The 22,565-nt window shown below is 32.3% G+C and carries 20 protein-coding genes; 12 read left to right on the top strand and 8 right to left on the bottom strand.

The window, feature by feature from the left end; all coding sequences use genetic code 11:
- Positions 1–190 precede the first annotated feature (190 nt).
- Positions 191–1,012: a TrmB family transcriptional regulator gene (locus QZV12_RS00385; protein WP_295615516.1), complete on the top strand. Its 822-nt coding sequence runs from the start codon at positions 191–193 to the stop codon at positions 1,010–1,012.
- Between the two features lie 63 nt (positions 1,013–1,075).
- On the opposite strand, the gene QZV12_RS00380 is transcribed toward QZV12_RS00385, so the two are convergent.
- Together QZV12_RS00380 and QZV12_RS00375 are read right to left on the bottom strand one after the other, a co-directional pair.
- Positions 1,076–2,281: an MFS transporter gene (locus QZV12_RS00380; protein ID WP_295615514.1), complete on the bottom strand. Its 1,206-nt coding sequence runs from the start codon at positions 2,279–2,281 to the stop codon at positions 1,076–1,078.
- Positions 2,282–2,349: 68 nt separating this feature from the next.
- Positions 2,350–2,538, bottom strand: coding sequence for a tautomerase family protein (locus QZV12_RS00375; protein ID WP_295615512.1), 189 nt, complete (start codon positions 2,536–2,538; stop codon positions 2,350–2,352).
- A gap of 240 nt (positions 2,539–2,778) precedes the next feature.
- On the opposite strand from QZV12_RS00375, the gene QZV12_RS00370 reads away from it, so the two are divergent.
- Entirely contained in the window at positions 2,779–3,147 is a 369-nt protein-coding gene (locus QZV12_RS00370) for a helix-turn-helix domain-containing protein (protein ID WP_295615510.1), read from the top strand.
- 209 nt (positions 3,148–3,356) lie between these two features.
- Here QZV12_RS00370 and QZV12_RS00365 read toward each other — a convergent pair whose 3' ends face one another.
- The 5 genes from QZV12_RS00365 to QZV12_RS00345 all read right to left on the bottom strand — a co-directional run bounded on the left by QZV12_RS00365 (position 3,357) and on the right by QZV12_RS00345 (position 11,102).
- Complete coding sequence (locus QZV12_RS00365) at positions 3,357–4,304, bottom strand: hypothetical protein (protein ID WP_295615508.1); 948 nt, start codon at positions 4,302–4,304, stop codon at positions 3,357–3,359.
- 50 nt (positions 4,305–4,354) lie between these two features.
- The gene (locus QZV12_RS00360; protein WP_295615506.1) at positions 4,355–6,070 is read right to left on the bottom strand and encodes a hypothetical protein; all 1,716 of its coding nucleotides are present in this window, start codon (positions 6,068–6,070) and stop codon (positions 4,355–4,357) included.
- Between the two features lie 90 nt (positions 6,071–6,160).
- Positions 6,161–7,306 carry a hypothetical protein gene (locus tag QZV12_RS00355; RefSeq protein ID WP_295615504.1) on the bottom strand — a complete coding sequence of 382 codons (1,146 nt, stop codon included), beginning with the start codon at positions 7,304–7,306 and terminating at the stop codon, positions 6,161–6,163.
- Positions 7,307–7,338: 32 nt separating this feature from the next.
- On the bottom strand, positions 7,339–8,943 hold the full coding sequence (locus QZV12_RS00350; RefSeq protein ID WP_295615502.1) for a hypothetical protein: 1,605 nt from the start codon (positions 8,941–8,943) through the stop codon (positions 7,339–7,341).
- A gap of 1,067 nt (positions 8,944–10,010) precedes the next feature.
- Positions 10,011–11,102 carry a glycosyltransferase family 1 protein gene (locus tag QZV12_RS00345; protein ID WP_295615500.1) on the bottom strand — a complete coding sequence of 364 codons (1,092 nt, stop codon included), beginning with the start codon at positions 11,100–11,102 and terminating at the stop codon, positions 10,011–10,013.
- A gap of 295 nt (positions 11,103–11,397) precedes the next feature.
- On the opposite strand from QZV12_RS00345, the gene QZV12_RS00340 reads away from it, so the two are divergent.
- Positions 11,398–11,856, top strand: a complete 459-nt coding sequence (locus QZV12_RS00340; RefSeq protein WP_295615498.1) for a ribonuclease domain-containing protein — start codon at positions 11,398–11,400, stop codon at positions 11,854–11,856.
- Positions 11,857–11,860: 4 nt separating this feature from the next.
- Complete coding sequence (locus tag QZV12_RS00335; protein ID WP_295615496.1) at positions 11,861–12,193, top strand: barstar family protein; 333 nt, start codon at positions 11,861–11,863, stop codon at positions 12,191–12,193.
- A gap of 231 nt (positions 12,194–12,424) precedes the next feature.
- Here QZV12_RS00335 and QZV12_RS00330 read toward each other — a convergent pair whose 3' ends face one another.
- Entirely contained in the window at positions 12,425–13,927 is a 1,503-nt protein-coding gene (locus QZV12_RS00330) for a right-handed parallel beta-helix repeat-containing protein (protein WP_295615495.1), read from the bottom strand.
- Positions 13,928–14,288: 361 nt separating this feature from the next.
- Between QZV12_RS00330 and QZV12_RS00325 the strand changes: the two genes are divergently transcribed.
- The 8 genes from QZV12_RS00325 (at position 14,289) to QZV12_RS00295 (ending at position 22,492) form a co-directional block, all read left to right on the top strand.
- Positions 14,289–16,118, top strand: coding sequence for a threonine--tRNA ligase (locus QZV12_RS00325; protein ID WP_295615492.1), 1,830 nt, complete (start codon positions 14,289–14,291; stop codon positions 16,116–16,118).
- A gap of 357 nt (positions 16,119–16,475) precedes the next feature.
- Positions 16,476–17,270, top strand: a complete 795-nt coding sequence (locus QZV12_RS00320; protein ID WP_295615490.1) for an amino acid ABC transporter substrate-binding protein — start codon at positions 16,476–16,478, stop codon at positions 17,268–17,270.
- A gap of 334 nt (positions 17,271–17,604) precedes the next feature.
- The gene (locus QZV12_RS00315; RefSeq protein WP_394350708.1) at positions 17,605–18,735 is read left to right on the top strand and encodes a bifunctional 5,6,7,8-tetrahydromethanopterin hydro-lyase/3-hexulose-6-phosphate synthase; all 1,131 of its coding nucleotides are present in this window, start codon (positions 17,605–17,607) and stop codon (positions 18,733–18,735) included.
- 174 nt (positions 18,736–18,909) lie between these two features.
- Positions 18,910–19,236: a zinc ribbon domain-containing protein gene (locus QZV12_RS00310; protein WP_295615488.1), complete on the top strand. Its 327-nt coding sequence runs from the start codon at positions 18,910–18,912 to the stop codon at positions 19,234–19,236.
- An 870-nt stretch (positions 19,237–20,106) separates the two neighbouring features.
- Positions 20,107–20,463, top strand: coding sequence for a hypothetical protein (locus QZV12_RS00305; protein WP_295615486.1), 357 nt, complete (start codon positions 20,107–20,109; stop codon positions 20,461–20,463).
- 10 nt (positions 20,464–20,473) lie between these two features.
- Positions 20,474–20,638 carry a hypothetical protein gene (locus QZV12_RS13595; protein ID WP_366925514.1) on the top strand — a complete coding sequence of 55 codons (165 nt, stop codon included), beginning with the start codon at positions 20,474–20,476 and terminating at the stop codon, positions 20,636–20,638.
- On the top strand, positions 20,595–21,563 hold the full coding sequence (locus QZV12_RS00300) for a right-handed parallel beta-helix repeat-containing protein (protein WP_366925513.1): 969 nt from the start codon (positions 20,595–20,597) through the stop codon (positions 21,561–21,563). The genes QZV12_RS13595 and QZV12_RS00300 overlap by 44 nt, the downstream gene beginning before the upstream one ends.
- Positions 21,545–22,492, top strand: a complete 948-nt coding sequence (locus tag QZV12_RS00295; protein WP_366925512.1) for a hypothetical protein — start codon at positions 21,545–21,547, stop codon at positions 22,490–22,492. The genes QZV12_RS00300 and QZV12_RS00295 overlap by 19 nt, the downstream gene beginning before the upstream one ends.
- The last annotated feature ends 73 nt before the right edge of the window (positions 22,493–22,565 follow it).

Raw genomic sequence — 22,565 nt, 5'->3', positions numbered from 1 at the left:
AGACATATAAAGATTTTGTAACTATTGTAGGGTAAAAAGTAACAAAATATATTTATAAAACGATTAGAATATTATAAAATAATTAACAGAATAGAGAAGTCCCTAATTCTGATTAGAATATTATAATTAATTAACAGAATAGAGAAATCCCTAATTTAAATCTTTATTTGAACTTCAAGAGGCAATTAAAATGGAATCAATTATTGAATCTTTAGAGAAATTTGGCCTTACAAGATACGAGGCAAAGGCATACATAGGAATGACCAATATAATCTCAGGAAAGGCAGAAGAAATAGCTAAGGCATCTGAAATACCTCGCTCTAAGATTTACGATACCTTAAGGCAGTTGGACAAGAAAGGATTCATTACAATAACCCATACAAGGCCTCTTAAATATCACGTAGTTCCTCCAAGTGAAATATTCAAAATGAAAAAGGAGGAATTGATTAAGGAACTGGAGAATTCCGAAGAGAAATTGGATGAAATCTATAATGATCAAATATCCGAAATCCAGGCTCCAGTTTGGCTGATTAAAACAAGTGAGAATATTATCAATAAAGAGATTGAAATCATAAAAAGAGCTCGAAAATCAATCAATATGAGAATAGGATTCCTCCTTGAAGGGGAAGGGGAGGCACTTATCAAAGCATTTAAAGAGCTTCCAAGAGGCATTCCAATAAGGATCCTTGCAACCCCAGAATGTTACATCAATGGAGAAAAGCTGGAAATCATCAAAATGTTTAGAGATGCCAATTTAGACAATATGGAAATTATTGAAACAGACATCAAATTTGTTAAGATAGTTATAAGAGATGGAAAGGAGCTTTTCCGTACAATTGTAAAATTTACTGGAGAAGAGAAATCAGTCCTTCCTGAAACATCTGTTGGAGTGCAGAACAGATATGCGAACATTTGTCAAAACTTTGATGAGAGATTTTTGAATCAGTTCAATAAACTAAAAAATAAGGAAAATAAGGAAAATAAGGAAAATAAGGAAAATAAGAAAAAATAGGAAAATGAATATGGAAATTAAAATAAAAAATAAATTAATTCTTAATTAAGGACTATTAATGGATTATAAAATATTCCTATCTATTTCATAAAACGGATTTCGTGAAGATAGCCATACAATTAAAGCCATTAATGAAATCACGATTGCACCAATCATTACATAAGACCATCCACCTTGTGACCATAGGAATGATGCCAAAGCACTTCCCACAGCACCAAAGAGGAAATTGTTAACTACAAATACTGTATTCAATCGACTGCGCTCTTCATTGGATAAGGCAAATAATCTTGCCTGAGATAAAACTGATATTCCCTGAACAGCAATTGAAAATACAGCTGCAATGATCACAATAGCTATAATTGAATCGGAAAATAGCAATCCTCCAACCATAGATATAATGCTTAAGATTATGAACACACCTAATGCAGGTACGCTTAAACCTTTATCCTGCAATTTTCCAAGACCTAATCCTACCACTGCAGCAACAAGACCTGCCAAACTGACAAGGCCTATTTGAAATGTGTTGTAATTGAAAGGTGCATCAGACAATAGGAATGTAAAGGAAGTCCAGAATATATTAAAGACCAAACCGAATATCAAACCGCTGTGCAACAAGATTCTCACTAATGTCTTATGACGTTTAAATGTAGTGAATACACTGAATATGAGCCCCTTATATGATTCAAGCTTGTTTTTCCTTGGAATTTCAGGCAAGACATATATTATGACCAATGCCATTATCAAGTTTAGGATGGCTGCGATTATATATACTGATCTCCATCCCCAAAATCCTGCAATGATACCACTTACAAATCTTGAAAACAGAATTCCTGCAGTAATTCCAGAGGAAACGATTCCAACTATATGTCCACGTTCCTCCTCTTTGCTCAAATCACCGGCAAGAGGCAATATGATCTGTCCAGAGACTGTTACAATCCCCATACTAAATAAGGATAAGGACAATATTATGAAAGAAGGAGATAAAGCACAGGACAGCAATGCAAAAACAGATAATGTCATAACGATGCTTATCAATCTTTTTCTGCGTACAAAGTCCCCAAGTGGCACAAGGAATAAGATACCTAAGGCATATCCTATTTGAGTTGCAGTAACCAATAATCCACCGCTTGCTGCAGAAAGTCCAAATCCGTTAGTGATTTGCACAAGCAATGGCTGAACCCAATATAAATTGCCTATTGCAAGACCTGAACATATTGCAAACAATCCTGCTAAGAATGTTGTCATCTGAACTGTTTTTTCACTATTCATCAACTAATCTCCTAAATTCAAATATATCTTTAAAGCTAGATTATGTAAAATCCATTTAAAAAAAAAAATTAAAATTCTTGATTGCTTAAAAGAACTCCGCCTACACCAACATTATCTGCTTTTCTCTCATTAAAAAGCACATAAAACATGTCAACTGGTAAAGCTGTTACTCTTGAAGCGGATTCTGAGAATTCTTTTGCTAAAATTTCTTTTTGTTCTTTTTCTAATTCTACAATATCAAAACTAATTACTGGCATTTTTTCATCTCCATAAATAAGTCAATATAAGTTAATTGCAATTAAAAATTTAAAATGCAACATATAAATCTTTAATGTGGCATCAATGCCACTTTTTAAAAATAAATGAATTTACAATCCGATTCGTTTAAAATAATGTATGTTTGATTTTATAACTTCATGAAAACTTTTAAAATAATGTATGTTTGATTTTATAACTTCATGAAAAACTTATTAGCATTTAAAAACCAATAGTTAAATATGGATGAAAGAAAACTAAGCTATTATGAAAGGAAATATGAACGAAATCCAGTTGAAGATGCAGTCAAATATCTAAGCAACAAATGGACATTGCATATATTGCGAGACTTGTTTTTAGGTAAAAGTCACTTCAATGAATTTAAAACCAATAGAAAAACCATAGACAATAAATCATTAACCAGATGTCTTAAGACCCTGGAAACAAATGGCTTGATTTATAAGAAAATAAATGAAAAAGAGCCTAAAAATACAGAATATTTCCTGACAGAAAAAGGGAGATCATTCAATAAGGTCTTTTATGAATTGTTATTATTTGCAATAGAAAACGATAAGGACAACGAGCACTATTCAGAACATGCTAAAAATTAATTAAAGGAAATGTATAAGGAAATACTGAAAATCAAATAAAAAAAAAGCAATGAAAAATTTTTAAAAAGGAAAATTTGTTATTTTAAATAGTTGTCAACGATATCACAATAGATAGGGGATGATGAAAAGATTATTATTCACCCCCAATATTCCAATCAAACTAATACAAGATAGAATCAAGTCCTTCTTTCTTTGAATCTATTGTGGAGCTAATACAAGATAGAATCAAGTCCTTCTTTCTTTGAATCTATTGTGGAGATTACATCCAATACTTCATCTTCACTAAAAGAAGACTTAGTCGCATTAATAAAAGCATTCACTACTTGAATACCATTATCCTTATCCAATTTAATGCTATGAATCAAATCAGAAGACACAATGATAGTATTGGAATCTGAAGACAATACCTTTTTTAAATCATCAGGATTAGTATAAGCAACAGTAGGAGTCAATATAGCATCAGGAATAGAATGCGCAGCAATCGCCATATTTTCTCCTAACACTAGACTGAAAACAGTAGAACGAACCATAGCCTCAATTGAGTGACTATCAAGTATATCTGCAATTTGCAATTCACACAAAAAGCTATTATAAGCAGCAGCACGAGCCATACATGAGCCTAAAACTCCTCCAATTTGACCTCCAATAGCACCGGCACCTGCAGAACCAAGAGTTAATGTCAATGCACAAGACCACCTGCAAAAGTTAATATCATAAACATTACTACAAATAACAGAACTGCCAACACCACCAACAGCAGAACCAATAGCAGCACCAACAGCAATACCTACAAAAGGATTAGCAGTGAAAATACCTGCAACCGCCCCTAATACAAAAGACCCAGCATAACAAGCAATCTTAATACCAGTCTGCCATGCAGAACTCAAACCCTCAAGATACACAATGTTCTTACCGCCACAAGCCTCAAAGTTCTCACCATCAACAGAAACAATACCATGATCCACATTAACAATATCATCACCTTTGCCATATCCATTATTGGAATAAAAAGAACTGTTGGTAACTACCAACAATCCTTGATTATAGATTGCACCACCATATTTAGCCTTATTATCATGGAATGTGCAATTCATGCAATATACAACCCCAGTATTCAAAATACCAGCACCATAATCACAGTCAACAATATACTCCATCTTATTTCCAAAAATCTCAATATTCCTTAAAATCATCTGCCCCATATTATTTATGAATGCATGGTTAAATCCGAAATCTTTAAGTTAGATGCAACAAAAATCCCATCACCACTCCAATTAACAAATTTCTTCTCAGCATGCTCATCATTAGAAGTGGAAATACTGGAACCGGCACCATTAATATTAATAACATCAAACCCATTAGGATTCCATATAAAACCAAATTTAATAATCAATGCACTATAAAATTTAACATCCAGCACAACCATAAGCTTTTCCAAATCTTTTAATCCCATTTCCTCCTTAAAATGATCATACTCCTCTTTCACTGTTGAAGATTGAAGAGCTATAGCATCTCTGTAATCCACTACATCATAAACAGTGTAATGCTTAATTAGCTGAAATGCAGCCTCTTCAAAGGTAAGATTAAGGAAAGACCCTGAAAAATCATTTTTATCAATTTTAATATTCAACACTTTACGCATTTCAAGACTTGGTGAAACAAACTTGCTTAAAGTCAAAGACAAAACATTCTCCACATCATCATAACTAGTAAAAACCACAATGCCATCACTAAGATTATAATAACATTTATTATAGAATAAAGTACCATACACTATAGGAAAAGTATCAACGATAGTGTAACCAAATGGCATGTAGGTGGCACGCAATACAGCGCTATCAACATCCATTAATGAACCATCCACAACATCAGGAGCAACAAAGGAGGAATTGGTGAGATTCACTTTAATGAAATTATTATTCTCAACAATGCAGGAAGACAAGTTCCTAACATATAAAGCATCCGCATCCAGTCTTGCTTCACAGTTGGCAACCAGATTATGTGCAATAGTGACATTTCGACCTTCAACATAAGTAAATCCACCAAGATACCTAGCAAAATTGTTAACAAACATATTATGCCCTATATAACCGTCATCTCCCCTCCAAAGGATTGAACCACCAGAATAACCAATATTATTAATGAAAATACAATTAAAAATTGAACCATATAGACCAGTCAAAACAATAGGTGCATTATCTTCAGAAACACGTTTAGGATACTTATTACCAAAGGTATCATTAAGATAAAAATCATGAATGGTAGACATATTCCTAAAAATCAAATTGCAAATCTTAATATTAGGCCCTTGAACTTTAAAAATGCTGGCAAGACCACAGCCATCAATGAAATGACCATTACCATTGATGACAATATCCTTAAACACATTATTATTCTCAGATTTTTTAAGGACAATACCATGAATAAACTCCCTATCTGTAGCATCATCATAAACATAATCCCGATTCAAATAAAAAGTCTGAACTTTACCTGACTTCTCAACATCAATGACCTTACGAACATCCTTAGTCCCATAGTCAACAATTTTATAATCCTTATTATCAATAAAAACATTAAGCTCCCTATTCAAAGAACTGAAATTACCTACCTCAACAGAATCTACAACCTCAAATTTAACATTATTTTCATTTTTAATAGGACTCTTTTCTAACTTTTCATTGGATGAATTAATATTTGATTTATCATCATCCCCATTTGAGACATCTGAACTACCCTCACTTAAGATATGATCATGATTCAAATCAATATCCGGATATGCAGAATTATCAGCCACATAACCCAAACCAGTTGAATTAACTAAATCTCCATTAGCACAAACAGGAGAAACACACAATAAAAAACAAATAAAAATACCTAATAAAAAAACAATGCACTTATTGTCAGTACCCGCCATTACCACCATTTTTCCTAAATCATTTCATTATAACCTATAAAAATATATATTGGGATATGAATTAAGACCATTAATCATACCCCCTCAATTTCCAATCAATTAATATAAGATAGAGTCAAGTCCTTCTCTTTTTAAATCTATAGAGGAGATAGCATCCAATACTTCATCTTCACTAAAAGATTTAGTCAAATTAATAAATGCTTTGACTACTTGAATATCCCCATCCTTATCAAATTTAATGCTATGAATCAAATCAGAAGCCACTAGGATTGAATTGGAATCTGCAGGCAATAACCTATCCACATCATCCGAATCAACATAAACAACAGTAGAACTTAATATCGCACCAGGAACAGTAGTTCCAGCAGCTACAAGACCATAAGAAATCAATGTAGTAGCAATAGTAGAAATCATCACAGCTTTGGCTGATGATAATATCAAAGTATGTAAAGCTACTTTAGCATCAATAAGAGCAAGCTTACAAGTCCGAAAAGTTTGAAAAACCGCTGCTCTAAGACCTTCAATCTGTTGTTGAGCAGTATTCATAGATAGAAACGTATTTTGTTGTTGGGCGAGTTGATTATTCAAATTAACAGCCTCTTCAAAAGTAGCTTCTGGAAGAGTGTCTGTAGCCGCTGAACTACTAGCAGTTGCTTGACTTGCAGCTTGAATTTGTGCTTGAGCTGCACTATAAGTAACATAATAACGAATGAGGCTTCCTATTCCTCCTCCAGCAGCACCAGCACCAGCAGAACCAAGAACCAAAGTCAAAGCACAAGACCACCTACAAAAATTAATATCATAAACATTACTGCAAATAACAGCACTTCCAACACCACCAACAGCAGAACCTATAGCAGCGCCCACAGCCATAGCTATAAGAGGGTTAGCAGTGAAAAAGCCTGCAACCGCACCAAGAATAAAAGACCCTGCATAACAAGTAATCTTGATAGCAGTCTGCCAATCAGAACTCAAACTCTCTATATACACAATATTCTTGCCGCCGCAAGCCTCAAAAGTCTCACCATCAATAGAAACAACACCCTTATCAACATTAACAATATCCTTACCTTTGCTATATCCATTATTGGAATAAAAGGAACTGTTAGTAAGAATCAATAAGCCTTGGTTATAGATTGCACCACCATATTTAGCCTTATTATCATGGAATGTGCAATTTATAGAATATACAACCCCAGTATTCAAAATACCAGTACCATAATCACGATCAACAATATACTCCATCTTATTGCCAAAAATCTCAAGATTCCTTAAAATCATCTGCCCTGATCATTCATAAAAGCATTGTTAAAACCGGAAACCCTTAAATTAGATGCAACAAAAATGGCATCGCCACTCCAATCAACAAATTTCTTCTCATCACGCTCATGATTTGTAATAGAAATAAGAGAACCATTTCCATCAATATTAATAACATCAAAACCATTAGGAGTCCAAGTCAAATCACTGGATATGGACATGGCATGATCGAATTTAACATCCAACATCACCATAAGCCTCTCTGTATCATTATATCCCATTTCATTCTTAAACTGATTATACATGGATTTCACTACAGAAGCCTCAAGGCCCACAGCATTACTATAATACACAGCATTATTTACAGTATAATGATTAATAAGCTGAAATGAAGCATCTTCAAAGACAAGATTCATAAAGGAACTTGAAAAATCATTCTTATCAATTTCAATATTCAACATCTTACGAATTTCAAGACTAGGTGAAACATACCTGCTTAAAGTCAAAGTCAAAAGATTCTCAGAATCATCATAACTGGTAAATGCAACAATATCATCACTTAAATTATAAAAATCATAACCATAGAATAAAGTGCCATATGCAATAGGGAATGTATCAATGAGAGTATTAGCAAATCGCAAATAGGTAGCGCGCAATATATCAATATCAACATCCATCAATGAACCATCCACAATATCCGGAGCAACAAAACTTGAATTAGTAAGATTAAGTTTAATGAAATTCATATTCTCCACAATACAGGAAGACAAGTCTTTGACATATAAGGCATCCCCATCCAATCTCGCCTCACAATTGGCAACCAAATTGTCAGTGATTGTAACATTTTTACCTTCAACATAAGCAAAACCGCCAAGATACCGAGCAAAATTGTTAACGAACTTATTATGACCAATATACCCATTATTTCCTCTCCAAAGGATTGAACCGCCAGAATAACCAATATTGTCAGTAAAAGTACAATTAAAAAGTGAACCATCAATTCCAGTCCAAACTATAGGCGCATTATCACTTAACGTATTGCTTGGATACTTATTTCCAAAAATCTCATTAAGATAATAATCATGAATGGAAGACATATTCCTAAAAGTCAAATTGCAAATCTGAATATTAGAACCTCCAACCCTAAAAATGTTGGCAAGGCCAGCACCATCAATAAAATGACCATTACCATTTATGATTATATTATGAAATGTATTTTTATTCGGAGATTTTAAAAGGGTAATACCATGAATAAACTCCTTATCAGTAGCATCATCATAAACATAATCCCTAGTCAAATAAAAAGTCTGGACTTTCTGACTTTTTTCAGGATCAAAAACCTTACGAACCTCATTATCATCAAGAATGGTTATATTATAATTCCTATTGTCAATAAAATCCATAAGCTCACTATTCAATAAACTGAAATTGCCAACAGCAACATAATCCTCTTCCTTAAATTTATCCTTGCTTTTCTTTTTAACATAAGGTGTTACTGAAGGTTCATCAGATAAATTAAGACCAAAATCATCATCATTTGCAAATGAAGCACCCTGGCTATGTGTACTTGAGACTTGAACATTATTCAAACCAATATCCTGATGCGCAGAGCCATCAACCACATTCTATGTTCCATGGGAAGTCTATGATGCATATCAAAACCATCCTGATGCGCAGAGCCATCAACCACATTACTCAAACAAGTTGAATTGTCATCAATCTCATATGCACAAGTCGGAGAAATGCTAATTAAAAAAGAAATAAAAATAACTATAAACAATACAACAAGTTTTGAATAAACCGTATGTTTATTAATAACCACATTACCACCATTTTCCTCAAAAAAATAATTTATAATTTTACTCATTTAAATAAGGTTAATTGAAATCTTTATTTCATTTAAAATCTACCAACATTAAAGCATTAGACAATCATAAATGATTTTGACATGATTTCAAACTAAAAAAAAATGTCAAAAAAGATCAAAATAGAAACAAATATGTTTCAGCCCAAGAACTTAAAGGCATTACAATGTTAAAAAAAAAAACCCCATAAGTAATCAAAAAAACAAATCATTAGAAAAAACTCAATTAGAAACCTGAGTTATTAAATGAAATAAAATTTAAATCTTATGCATAACATTACTTATGAATAAATTAAATCAAAAATAAAGATTTCAACCAAATCTTAATAATTTCCACTTTTTAAATGAAAAGATATTATTCTCATTCAAATTACAATATAATGTATATAAATTGTCTTATATATATTTCCGAATGTAAGTGCTTACTTGCACTATATTTCAATGGAAAAAGGTTTTATAGTTATACAAGCTAAATACATCAGGATTTCATTTCCTAAAGATAATGATAAACAAGGCATAATTAGAAAATGTCATCCCCTCCAAGAATTAGGTAAATAAAGGAAAAAATTAATCAAAAATGAAAAAAGTTATGAAAAAAAATAGAAACAACTTTAGATGCAAAAGTTATGAAAAAAAATAGAAACAACTTTAGATGCAAAAGTTATGAGAAACAACTTTAGATGCAAAAGTTATGAAAAAAAATAGAAACAACTTTAGATGCAAAAGTTATGAAAAAAAATAGAAACAACTTTAGATGCAAAAGTTTTGAAAAAAATAGAATCATGTTTTTGATAAAGTAACACAAAAGCTAAAAAAATAGACCATTTATTTTAAATATCCATCAACTATATCGCAAATGTTGTCTCCTACATTTAAAATAGCTGTTCTATACTCATCTGTTCTTTTTGCAAATTCATCATAGTTGTCCATGACTTCAAAGATCTTTTCATCCAAGTCTTCAAGGTCACATTCTACAGTTGCACCTTTGAAGATTGAAACCATATCGTGGTATCTGCCCCATTTTACTCTTTTTAATATTACAACAGGCAAATTGCATACCATAGCTTCATGAAGCATCAATCCGTCATTTGTGAGTACTGCAAGGTCTGCAAGGCATAATAAATCATTTACCCAATCGATAAAGCCGACATTGATCATTTTGCTTTCATCAATATACTGAATGATAGAATCGTCTAAAGGATCACCGCATAAAACAAGATTGTATTTATCAGAGTATTTAGAGAATTGATTGATTGCCTGAGCGGTCTTTTCAAATAATGAAGAGCCAGATGAAAAGACGATTGTAGGCTTGTTTTCATCAAATTCAATCGCATCAGGATTTCTCTCTTTAGCTTCTTTAGAGTGTTGGATTAATTTTTCCAACGCCTTGTTCTTATCTCCATGGGTAATGTTATCGTTAACTGGGGAGAAAGACTTTACCATATTCTCTGGAATGTCTTCAGCTAAAAACAAGTTGTTTTCAGGGAGTATGATTGGAGTTCCAATATGGCTGCATACTTTAGTGTCAAGTGGAGTAATCAAAAGACTTACAGTAGGAATTCCTGCTAATTTTGCTCCAAGGGCACCGACAATAGCTCCTCCTCCAAGAATTCCTAATTCCAAATCGAATTTCTTGGATTTCAAAAGACTTCTTGTTTGGAAAACACCTCTAATAGCACGGATACCTGCCTTTATAGTGGTCATGATTGTTGCAGAGTGACCTCCAGCTTGTGGTATGATTACCTTATTCCATCCTATATTGTTCTTTTTAAATAATAAGCCTGGAGCGGACTCATCCAAAGCGATTTCACAATCATATCCTCTTTTTTCAAGTGCATTGTAAACATTCAATGCTGTACCAGCATCTCCTCCTATGCCTCTTCCTGTTACAATGATCAATATCTTTTTCTTATCCACAAAGATTCCTCTAAAGATTATAATAAAAAATAAAATTTATACTATTAAATTTATATTCATAATATTTTATATACTTTAAGAATTAAACTGCTTAAGAAGATTTAAAAAAAATAATTAAAAAAAGAAAAATTAAACTGATTAAAAAGTCAATGAAAAAATAATTAAAAAAAAAAGAAAAATTAAACTGATTAAAAAGCCATTGAAAAAATAATTAAAAAAACTTAAAAAATTTTATTAAAAATAAAAAATAAAGTAAGAATATCAATTATTTCAATAAATTAAATAAGGGATTAAAATGAAAAACTGGAAAATTATTGGATTAATAATGGTCATTCTGCTTGCAGTGGTAGCAGTAAGCGGATGCATTGGAGATGATTCATCCTCTGATGCTCCAACACTTGATGCTGATAAACTTGGCATAAGCGAAAATGGCACTTATGACTCAAAGGAAGAGGTTGCAGCATATATCGACACATATCACAAGCTTCCTTCTAACTATATCACTAAAAAAGAGGCAAAAGCCCTTGGATGGCATGGAGGTAGCGTGGAAAAATACGCTCCTGGAAAATGCATAGGTGGAGACATCTTTACAAATCGTCAATCAATCTTGCCTATTAACCATGAGTACAAGGAATGTGATATCGACACCTTAGGTGCAAGCAGCAGAGGTCCGAAAAGAATAGTCTTCTCTACAGATGATTATGAAGTGTATTATACTGGAGATCACTATGCAAGCTTTGAGCACTTGACTTAATGACTTGGCAATCTTAATTGAAAGGAAAGAAATTATGTCAAATAAACTATTGGAAAACAGACGACTTAGAAAAAAACTGAGAAAGATGATAGATAACATGAATGAAGTAGTCTTGTATGGAGAGGAAATGAAAGAGAATCCCCATGAATACATTAGAGAGAAATTGGATTTTCCAGATTACTATGGTGAAAATCTTGATGCATTGTATGATTGCTTAACTGAATTGTCTAATAAAATAATCATTATTAAGGACAGTTCCCTTCTTGAAGAAGATATGATAGACACCTTTAAGGATGCATCTGTTGAAAATCCTGATTTGAAATTAATTTTAGATTAAATAGGATTGATTAAACTTAATTTTAGATGTCTTTTTAATTAAAAATAAGAGCAATAGCTTAAAAATTAGATGTTTCTTAATCTAAAAATAAGAGTCAAATCACTCAAAAACAGATGTCTTTTTAATTTAAAATTTAAAAAAAAAGCTTTCTAAAATCAACTTTGCTTGGATTTAGAAACTTGATAAAAAAATAGAAATACAAAAATAATAAAAAGTTAGAGAGTATTCTCTCTAATGTCTAACTTTTACAACTCTTTTTATGCTATACTTGCTGTAAGTAAATTTTACTGCGTATTTTTTACCTGCTTTTAGCTTTTTAATAACAGCCCTTTTAATAGTGACTCTTGCAATTCCCTTATAATTGGTTTTTGCAATATATGTTCTGCCTCTAAATATGACTTTAACTCTTTGACCTTTAAGTAAAGTTTTTCCTTTTGTAAGCTTTACGGATAAGACAAAGTGTTTAGCAGATTTCTTTATAGTCCTATTGTTTGCAGTTAATTTTACGTAGTTGAAAATGCAATTTGAACAGACTCCACCAAATACATCCCTACCTAAAGATGCCTTATTATCAGTGAAATTAGATCTGCTTATTCTTAATTGCTGTTTTTGTGCAAGGGTTTTTGAAGGTTTGTAAATAGCTCCACCTTTAGTTGCAATATTCTTATTGAAAACGCAATTGGTGATTGTGCAATTCTTTCCATTATAGTAAACAGCTCCACCATGGCTTCCCCTATTTGAAGTGAAGGAACAATTTACTATTGCAGATCTTTTAGAAGTGCAGTATATGGCTCCTCCAGGACCATAATTATAAAAGTCTTCCTGGAAGAATCTGACAGTATTGTTTTTGAATACGCAATTCAATATTTTAGATAGATTAGAAACCTCATAAATTGCACCACCATATTCTACAGCCCTATTGGAAGTAAATGAACAGTTGTTTATTTCAGAATAGTTACAATTGGAATATATTGCACCTCCTTGACCACAGCTATATGATGAATCAATATACAAGTCTACAGAATTGTTCACAAACCTGCAATTCAATATTCTAGACTTAACTGATTGGACAAAAATTGCAGCTCCTCCTGCACCTATAAAGCTATCTTGGTTCTTGTTAAAGACACAATTCCTGATTAATGTAGAATTAGCAGACTCAATGTAAACAGCAGCATTGTTGTTTTTGAAAGCACACTTTTCAATTGATATGGAATTAGCGGAAATAGCACAAATAGCTAGATAATTAGCATTTACAAATGTAATGCCTTTAATTGTCACATTGCCATCATTCAAATTAATGTAAAATAGGTTATTTGACATTGCAGCTTTTCCATCTATTGTAGTTGAGCCATTACCATCAATTGTTATGGATTTGCTTATGTTAACGGATTTTTCAGAGCCGGTATAATTACCGCTTAAATAAATTGTATCTCCATCATTTGCAGACTCAACCATAGATTGTATTTCATCTAAAGTTTTGCTGGAATCTTCAAGCTTATCTGAACTTGCACTTTCCTCAATTGAACTCTTTAAATCATCATTTCCATCAGAAGCAGAAATTGAATCAAACAAAGCAATATCTTCTGTATCCCCATTATCGCTTAATCCAATATCTCCATTTTCGCTAAGGCCTAATGAATAGCTATCTGAATCTTCATTAGCCGATATTGAACCAATGGAAAGGAATAAGATTAAAAAAATAATGAATATCGTAAATTTATTTTCAAGTTTCATATTATCCCTCATAACATTAGAATGTAGTTTAAACTATATATTAAGTTAACCTAATTAATATTTTATAAATAACTATATTAAACAATTTCCATTTTGATTTATCACCATTTCAATGAAATCCTTTCCTATCTAAAAAAATATAAAAAATATAAAAAAATGATAATGAAAAACCTAATTTCGATTTTAGAAAATATAAAAAATTAAAAAAATTACTAAATAAATACGAAATAAATACTTTATAATTACTAATTGTTAAATATAATAAAAAATATAATTATAATATTATATTGTATCTTAAATTCATAATAAGATTCATTATATTTATCAAAAAAATTATTTTTAAAATGAAAACGGTGAAAATATGAGCGTTTTACTTATTCACTCTGATTATATAAAATATCAAGTAAAAAATAAAACTCCAGTAGCTGAAGAAATTGAAGAAGCTCAAAAAGATGGAGCTTTTGATGAAGCATTGGTTGTTTTCTCATCTATTGAAAAAGAAGATGAAGCAAACCCAAATGCTGTTGTTAAAAATTTAGTTGCTGAAGTTAAAAAAACCAATGAAGAAGTAAATGCAGAAAAAATCGTTTTATACCCATATGCTCACCTTTCTTCATCCCTTGGTGCTCCTAAAGTAGCTGTACAAATATTGAAAGATGCAGAAGAAGCACTTAAAGAAGAAGGTTATGACGTATTTAGAGTACCATTCGGTTGGTATAAGGCATTTGAAATTTCCTGTAAAGGACACCCATTATCTGAACTTTCAAGAACTATAACTGCAGAAGCTTCTGAAGAAGAGGAAGAAAAAGAAGAAAAGAAACCATCTACCTGGTTAATATTCAAAGATGGGGAAACCTTTGATCCTAAGGAATACAACTATGAAAGCGAAGACTTGGAAAAATTGGTTGCATATGAATTAGGAGAAGGAGCAAGTGACGAAGGAGAACCTCCACATGTAAAAATCATGAGAGAAAAGGAATTATGTGATTATGAGCTTGCTTCAGATATCGGTAACCTTAAATGGTATCCTAAAGGTAGATTAGTACGTGACTTGCTTGCAGATTATGTTTATAACTTTGTTGTTGATTTAGGTGCAATGCCTATTGAAACTCCAATCTTCTATGACCTTGCAAATGATGCAATCAGAGAGCATGCAGCTAAATTTGGTGAAAGACAATACAAAACTGCTACCAAAAAGGACATAATGCTTAGATTTGCATGCTGTTTCGGTGCATTCAGAGTTCTTGGTGGATCTTTCCTCACCTGGAAAAACTTACCTGCAAAGGTTTATGAATTATCCACTTACAGTTTCAGATTTGAGAAAAGAGGAGAAGTTGTAGGTCTTAAAAGACTCAGAGCATTTACCATGCCTGATATGCACAGCTTCTGTGCTGACATGCCACAAGCTTTAGAGGAATTTGATGCACAAGTTGACATGTGTGTGCAAACCGGTGTAGACCTTGACGTTAACTATGAAGCAATCTTCAGAGCAACAAAAGACTTCTACGAAGAACATAAGGACTGGATGGAAGCAACCGCTAAAAGAATAGGCAAACCATTATTGCTTGAAATCTTGCCTGAAAGAAAACACTACTGGTCCTGTAAAATCGACTTTGCAGCAATTGACTACTTAGGAAGACCTATTGAAAACCCTACTGTACAAATTGATGTAGAAAGTGGTAGAAGATTCGGCATTGAATATGTTGACGAAGATGAAAACCCTCAAAACCCAATCATTTTACACTGTTCACCAACTGGAAGTGTAGAAAGGGTTATCTGCAGCTTACTTGAAAACACTGCAAAAGAAGATGGAAAAGCTCCAATGCTACCAGTTTGGTTAAGTCCATCACAAGTCAGAATCTTGCCTATCGGTGAAAAGCACTTAGATTACTCTAACGAATTAGCTGATAAGATTGCTGCAGCAAACATCCGTGTAGATGTAGACAACAGCGATGACAGAGTCGGTAAGAAAATCAGAAACGCTTCCAAGGAATGGGTCCCATACATTGTTGTAATTGGTGACAATGAAGTGGAAAGCGACAGCTACTCTGTAACAGTTAGAAAAACTGGTGAAAAGGTTGACATGACTGCAGATGAACTTATTAACGCAATTAAGGAAGAAACCGAAGGAATGCCTTTCAGAAGACTTCCATTGCCAAGAACAACTGCAGATAGAATTAATTTTAAATAAGTTGATTAAATCAACTTATATTTCTTTTTTTATTTTATTAGATTATTGATTTTTAATTTAAACTGCTTTTTTTGATTATTTTTAAAATTTAAAACTATTTTAATTGATAAACAACTTTGTTAGATAATTTTTAAAATAATGAACTTTTGAGATTCTTTTAAAATTTAAATACACACTCTTGTTTCAATTGTAAAATGATATCATCATATTATTGCAATCATCTTAAATTTAAATATTTATTTGCATAAAAAATAAATATAACCATTCTTAAAAATGTTAATAATTAAGTGATACTTTTAAATATTTTATGGAGGGCTTAAGATTAATACTAAAAGAATCTTTTTAATTTTAGCTGCTTTGCTTTTTACATTTTTAATAATAAGTTCAGCTAGTGCAGACTGGTTTGATTTTTTATTGGACCATCCATTTACTGAAAATAATGATACAAATTTTGTTGTTGGATTTAATCTTGAATTTCCACCATTCGAATACACAGATGACAATGGTGAAGTAACAGGTTTTGACATAGATTTAGCTCAGGAAGTCTGTGATAGAAACAATTGGACATTGGTAAAACAGCAAGTGATTGATTGGGATACTAAAGAAGTTGAGCTTAAATATGGTGCCATAGATTGTATTTGGAGCGGTTTATCAATCAACGGTAGAGAAGATAATTATGCTTGGAGCAAGCCATATTTCAACAATTCACAAGTATTTGTTGTAAAAGAAAGTTCCAACATTTCATCAATTGAAGATTTGAAAGGAAAATCCATTGATGTTGGAATGGGAACCAGTGCACTTGATACCATATCAAAAAACAAAACTTTAAATGAAAACTTTGCAAACGTCAATGCAGTGAAAGAATATGATACAGCATTTATGGACTTGGAATCTGGAACTTGTGATGCAGTTCTTGGTGATTGTGTAGTTATGCAATATAAAATATCTACAAAATTCAATAATACCAAATACAAAATATTAGAGCCTCCATTATCCTTTGAAGAATATGGTATTGGATTTGCACAAGACAAGACCGAATTGAGAGACCAAGTCCAAAAAACATTGGATGAAATGTATGAAGATGGAACTATTGATAAGATTGCTAAAAAATATAAAGATTATGGAGTCCCTGAAGGGATAATTTATCCATAATTACTCTTTTTTTTATAATATAAATTATGGAATCCCTAAACAGGCAACTTATCCATAATTACTCTTTTTTTATAAAATTCGTATTAAAAAAACAATATTTTTTAAATGATTAAGCAAAAAATAAATCCTGTTTTTCTAAACAATATAATTTCAATAATTAAAAAAAAATATATTACTTAACTATATATTCTATTAAAATCATAACTTATATTGTATAAATAATTACATTATAAGAACAATTGCATTTTTTAATTTTTCACAAAAAAATAATGTAATATTTAAAAAATTATATAATTAATTTAATCAGTTTTTTCCTTAATTTGGAGGATTTGAAATGGTAAAAAAAGATGATACTATGTATATAGGAGAAGCTCTCATTGGAGACGGAGACGAATTAGCACACGTTGATTTACTTATCGGTTCAAAAGATGGTCCTGTAGGAAATGCTTTTGCTAATGGATTAAGCCAATTATCTGTTGGACACACTCCATTGCTCAGTGTAATCAGACCTAACTTAATAACCAAACCAGCTACTATCATCATCCCTAAAGTAACCGTTGGTGACTTAGATGATGCAAGCAAAATCTTTGGACCAGCTCAAACTGCTGTAGGTAGAGCAGTAGCTGATGCAGTAGAAGAAGGAATCATTCCTAAAGACAAAGCAGAAGAATGGGTAATCAATGCAAGCGTATTATTATACGAAAAAGATCGTGGAACCCACGCAATTATGGGATTCAAAGCAATCAAGCTTTACGAACCACCTTACTTGCAAGTTGCTCTTGACCTTGACAACTTAGATGTTATGGAAAGAATCATTAAACAACTCCCTAACAGAGAAAGAATCCTCCTTGAAGCAGGAACTCCTCTCGTTAAAAAATTCGGTGTTGGCGTAGTAGGCAAAATCAGAGAATTGGCACCAAGCGGATTCATTATTGCTGACTTGAAAACCTTGGACGTAGGAAGAGTGGAAGTTAAAATGGCAGCAGATGAAACTGCTGATGCTATTGCAATTTCTGGACTCGGTACTATTGAATCCATTGAAAAGGCAATCCACGAATGTCAAAAACAAGGTATCTACTCCATCCTTGATATGATGAACGTAGATGACTTCTCTGGAAAACTCGAACAAATCAATCCAGAGTTCATGCCTAATATTGTTCTTCTCCACAGAAATGTTGACTTAGAAAGTAAACTTAGAGCAGAAGGCAAAAACCTTGATGACGTAAGTGCTTGGGGTAACATTAAAGAAATTAAAGACATTACTGGCGGATTAGTTGCTGTAGCTGGAGGAGTAACTCCAGAAAAAGCAGAAGAAGCATTTGATAAAGGTGCAGACATCATCATCGGAGGTAGATACATCATTGGTTCTGGTGACCCAAGAAGAGCTGCAGAAGACTTCTTAGCTCACATGCCTGTAGATCCAAACCACATGAGAGTGGTTATGGAAGATGACGAACAAATTTAAGCAGTCAGTAACTGTTTGATTAAAATCATAAGATAAGCTAATTAGATTAATTCTAATTAGCTATTTTTTTTAAATGATTTTTGAAAAACCAATAAATTTTGTTTAAAATACTAAAAAGATAATTGATTTTAATAAAAATTGATTTGAAAATAAATATCTAATTTAGGTGAAAATATGGCATTTTGCAATTCTTGCGGCAGACCTATGGGAAGAAACGATTATGGAACCAATGAAGATGGAAGTCCAAATATGGATTACTGTAAAGACTGTTTCCAAAACGGAGAGTTTACAGAACCGGACATAACCATAAATGAAATGATCATTAGACATGCTAAAAGAATGATGAAGAGAAACCCAGACTTACGTGAAGAGGAAGCAACTGGTTTGCTTTGTAACTTCTTGCCTAACTTGAAAAGATGGAATCCAAATCCTGATGATGAAATCGATGAGGATGAGGAACCTGTAATGGGTTACAGAGGAAATGCAAGAGACATGTTCTAATTAAAAGCAATTTTTTATAGAAGTTTTTCTTAAAGTTTTACTTCTATAATTTCTATTTTTTAAAACTCAAAATAAAGCCAAAAAGTCATACATCTAAAACACATCCACTACTTCTCAAAACTCAAAATAAAGCCAAAAACTTATACATCTAAAACACATCCACTACTTCTCAAAACTCAAAATAAAGCCAAAAACTTATACATCTAAAACACATCCACTACTTCTCAAAACTCATAAAAAAGCCAAAAACTTATACTTCTAAAATACATTTACTATTTTTTAAAATTAATAAGCTAAAACTTCATAAAACCATTTTAAAAACTCCTTTTATCAAAAAATCATAAAAAAAATACAAAGTAAAACTTCATAAAACCATTTTTTAAAAATCTTTTTTTAAAATTTCATATTTTACAAAAAATTTGATGAAAAATTATTTTAGCATTATATCAAATTTTATTCGCCCATTCTATACCTAATCAATTCAATTAGACCTAATCTATTTATAATTACAATTTTAATCCATTAAAAGACAGTAATAACCTATGTAAGCAAGCACATACTTGCAAAAAGATATAAATATTCTAAAAATATATATTAGGCATACCCAAATAATAAAAAAGAATTTTTATGGGGAAGACTATATGAAACGAAATATGCTTATTTTTTTTAATATTATTTGGGATTATTATATTAAGTTTAAGTTGTGTCAGTGCAAGTGAGAATAATGACACCCTAATTCAACATAATAGTCCGGATTCAATAGATAATTCTGAAAACTTAAAAGTTGAAACATCAGCTAATGATGTTAATCAAGCGAATGAATACATCAACAGTGAAAATATCGCTAGCGATGACTGTAGCAACAATCAAATGACAAATGACATTGACGATGACCTAGCAAAAATTGAATCTAAAAATCTTTTGAAAACTGACATCAATATACATGTCTATGACCCAGATTTGAAAGGTCTTCAAGGGCACATCGATGATACATCTGCAGGGTCAACCTTTGATTTTTTTCATGATTTTTATACCATCAATAATAAGTTGATAATCAAAGTTTCTAAAGACATCATAATCGATGGCCATGGCCATACAATTGATTTGACTGGAAGCAGCAAGCATGACCACTACTTCAAAATCACAAATGGTCTGTCACCTTTAAAAATATCAGATTCCTCAATGGATACAATAAGGATGATGATGAGGGAGGCGCAATCCTTTTAAAAGTTCAGGAATCTGTACAATAATCAATTGTAGCTTTGAAAACGGTTGGGCAGAAAAGAAGGGTGGTGCAATTTATTCCACTGGAGAATTACGCATATATAACTCTACATTCTTAAAAAACAGTGTTGAAGATGATTGGAGGAGCCGTGTATGCAGAAGGCAATTTGATTCTTGAAAACTCAACACTTAAAGACAACAGTGCTGATGACTGCAGCGGAGCTGTGGATGTTGAAGGATCCAAAGCAGAAATATACGGCTGCACATTTGAAAATAACCATGCAAAAGACGATGAAGGAGCACTATGGGCCAAGGACAATCTTATTGCTAAGAATTCCGTATTTAAAGACAATAGCGCTGAAGACTGCGGCGGAGCTATGGATGTTGAAGGATCCAAAGCAGAAATATACGGCTGCACATTTGAAAATAACCATGCAAAAGATGATGGAGGAGCACTATGGGCCAAGGGCAATGCAAACATCCAAAACACAATAATCCAAGACAACCGTGCTGATGATTCTGCAGGTGCAATATATGCTGGAGGAAACTTGATTTTAAATGACTCCTCTGTTTCTTACACTGATTGTGAAGACAGACGTCCAATTGTATGCAATGGAATCATGAAGTTAAGTAACTCTGACATCAGCCCTACCAATCTATATCTGCTTAAACTCTTAATTGACAGTGCTCCAGAAGGCTCAACTATAGACCTCTTTTCCGATTATGCAACTATCAAGGATAAGATGATACTCAAAGTTTCTAAAGACCTGATTATAGATGGCCATGGCCATACCATCGATTTAGCTGGAAGCAGCAAGCATGACCATTATTTCAAAGTCACTGATGGAGCAGTAACATTCAAAAACATCAAATTCATAAACGGATACAACAAATATGACGACGATGGTGGAGCAATCCTCTTTAAAAGTTCATCACCATGTACAGTAATCAACTGTAGCTTTGAAAACTGTTGGGCAGAAAATAAAGGAGGAGCAATAGCAGTTACAAATGGAAAGACACTTACTGTAAAAGACTCAAATTTCCTTAATAATAAAGCAAGTGATGATGCAGGTGGAGCGATTGGATTAAGAAAAATGCAATAATCGAAAACTGTTATTTTGAAGGGAATGAAGCTGACGGCAATGGTGCTGCAATCTATTCACAGGATAAATTGACTTTAAGCAATTGCGGATTTGAAAATAATATTGTACATGGAAATAAGTATTTTGGAGTGGATGTTTACACCCTTGGAGATTTGACTCTAAGCTCAAGCAATGACAATAAGGAAAAGGATAATGCAACAAAAGATGATGATGGTGAAGTCATAAACGGAGAAAATGACATTAGCATGGAAGATATAATCAATGCAACAAATTACACTATTGAAAAAAAATCAGAAAACGAATTTATAGTGACATTCTTCAATAATACCAAGCAAACTGTATATGTTTTGCCTATTTCCGATTTGGAAAACTTTAAAAATGCAACAAGAATTATTTCAAAAGAATCACTGCCAAATGACAGTGAAGTGATTCTTGATTTTGAAGACAACCTATATCTTCAGCTTGATTCATCTGCAAGCGAAGTGATAACACTTAATAAAACCAAAAACATTATCATTAGAGGACACGGAGCAACAATAGCAATCAATGCATCTGATAATGGTGAAAAACACTTATTTAACATTAGCCAAGGCGTTAGCCTAACTATGAACAACATTAGCATAAAAGGTTTTAATACTGCCATATGCAATCAAGGATCCTGCCAATTTACAAATGTCACCTTTGAAGAAAATAGGGCAAAGGACAAATTAGGCGGTGCAATAACAAATAATGCTAGACTTAACTGTGTAAATTGTTCCTTCATTAAAAATAGTGCCAAAAGTGGAGGTGCAATATATAATGAACAAGGAAGTCAAAGCACTTTGCTTTATTGCATATTTAAGGACAATGAAGCTTCCAAATCAAGCAAAAGCGATTTGATAATAATGATGAGAAAAATATTCATACATCCATTGGAGCATCCTGTCTAGTTTTTAATGATGATGACATAATTAGCTCTTTGAGCATTAAAGATTTGGAAAGCTATAAATCTTGCATGCAAAT

It is taken from the genome of uncultured Methanobrevibacter sp. (assembly GCF_902769175.1).
Taxonomy (GTDB): Archaea; Methanobacteriota; Methanobacteria; order Methanobacteriales; family Methanobacteriaceae; genus Methanobrevibacter.
The sequence above is the reverse complement of the archived record's forward strand: the minus strand, read 5'-3'. Positions and strand labels throughout refer to the sequence as shown.

Coding starts and splice junctions, on each gene's coding strand:
- QZV12_RS00310 (WP_295615488.1), top strand. CDS start 18,910: ATGGCATTTTGCAATTCTTGCGGCAGACCTATGGGAAGAAACGATTAT.
- QZV12_RS00325 (WP_295615492.1), top strand. CDS start 14,289: ATGAGCGTTTTACTTATTCACTCTGATTATATAAAATATCAAGTAAAA.
- QZV12_RS00380 (WP_295615514.1), bottom strand. CDS start 2,281: ATGAATAGTGAAAAAACAGTTCAGATGACAACATTCTTAGCAGGATTG.
- QZV12_RS00365 (WP_295615508.1), bottom strand. CDS start 4,304: ATGGAGTATATTGTTGACTGTGATTATGGTGCTGGTATTTTGAATACT.
- QZV12_RS00305 (WP_295615486.1), top strand. CDS start 20,107: ATGACAAATGACATTGACGATGACCTAGCAAAAATTGAATCTAAAAAT.
- QZV12_RS00355 (WP_295615504.1), bottom strand. CDS start 7,306: ATGGAGTATATTGTTGATCGTGATTATGGTACTGGTATTTTGAATACT.
- QZV12_RS00300 (WP_366925513.1), top strand. CDS start 20,595: ATGATTGGAGGAGCCGTGTATGCAGAAGGCAATTTGATTCTTGAAAAC.
- QZV12_RS00385 (WP_295615516.1), top strand. CDS start 191: ATGGAATCAATTATTGAATCTTTAGAGAAATTTGGCCTTACAAGATAC.
- QZV12_RS00315 (WP_394350708.1), top strand. CDS start 17,605: ATGGTAAAAAAAGATGATACTATGTATATAGGAGAAGCTCTCATTGGA.
- QZV12_RS00340 (WP_295615498.1), top strand. CDS start 11,398: ATGAAAAACTGGAAAATTATTGGATTAATAATGGTCATTCTGCTTGCA.
- QZV12_RS00330 (WP_295615495.1), bottom strand. CDS start 13,927: ATGAAACTTGAAAATAAATTTACGATATTCATTATTTTTTTAATCTTA.
- QZV12_RS00360 (WP_295615506.1), bottom strand. CDS start 6,070: ATGGTGGTAATGGCGGGTACTGACAATAAGTGCATTGTTTTTTTATTA.
- QZV12_RS00370 (WP_295615510.1), top strand. CDS start 2,779: ATGGATGAAAGAAAACTAAGCTATTATGAAAGGAAATATGAACGAAAT.
- QZV12_RS00375 (WP_295615512.1), bottom strand. CDS start 2,538: ATGCCAGTAATTAGTTTTGATATTGTAGAATTAGAAAAAGAACAAAAA.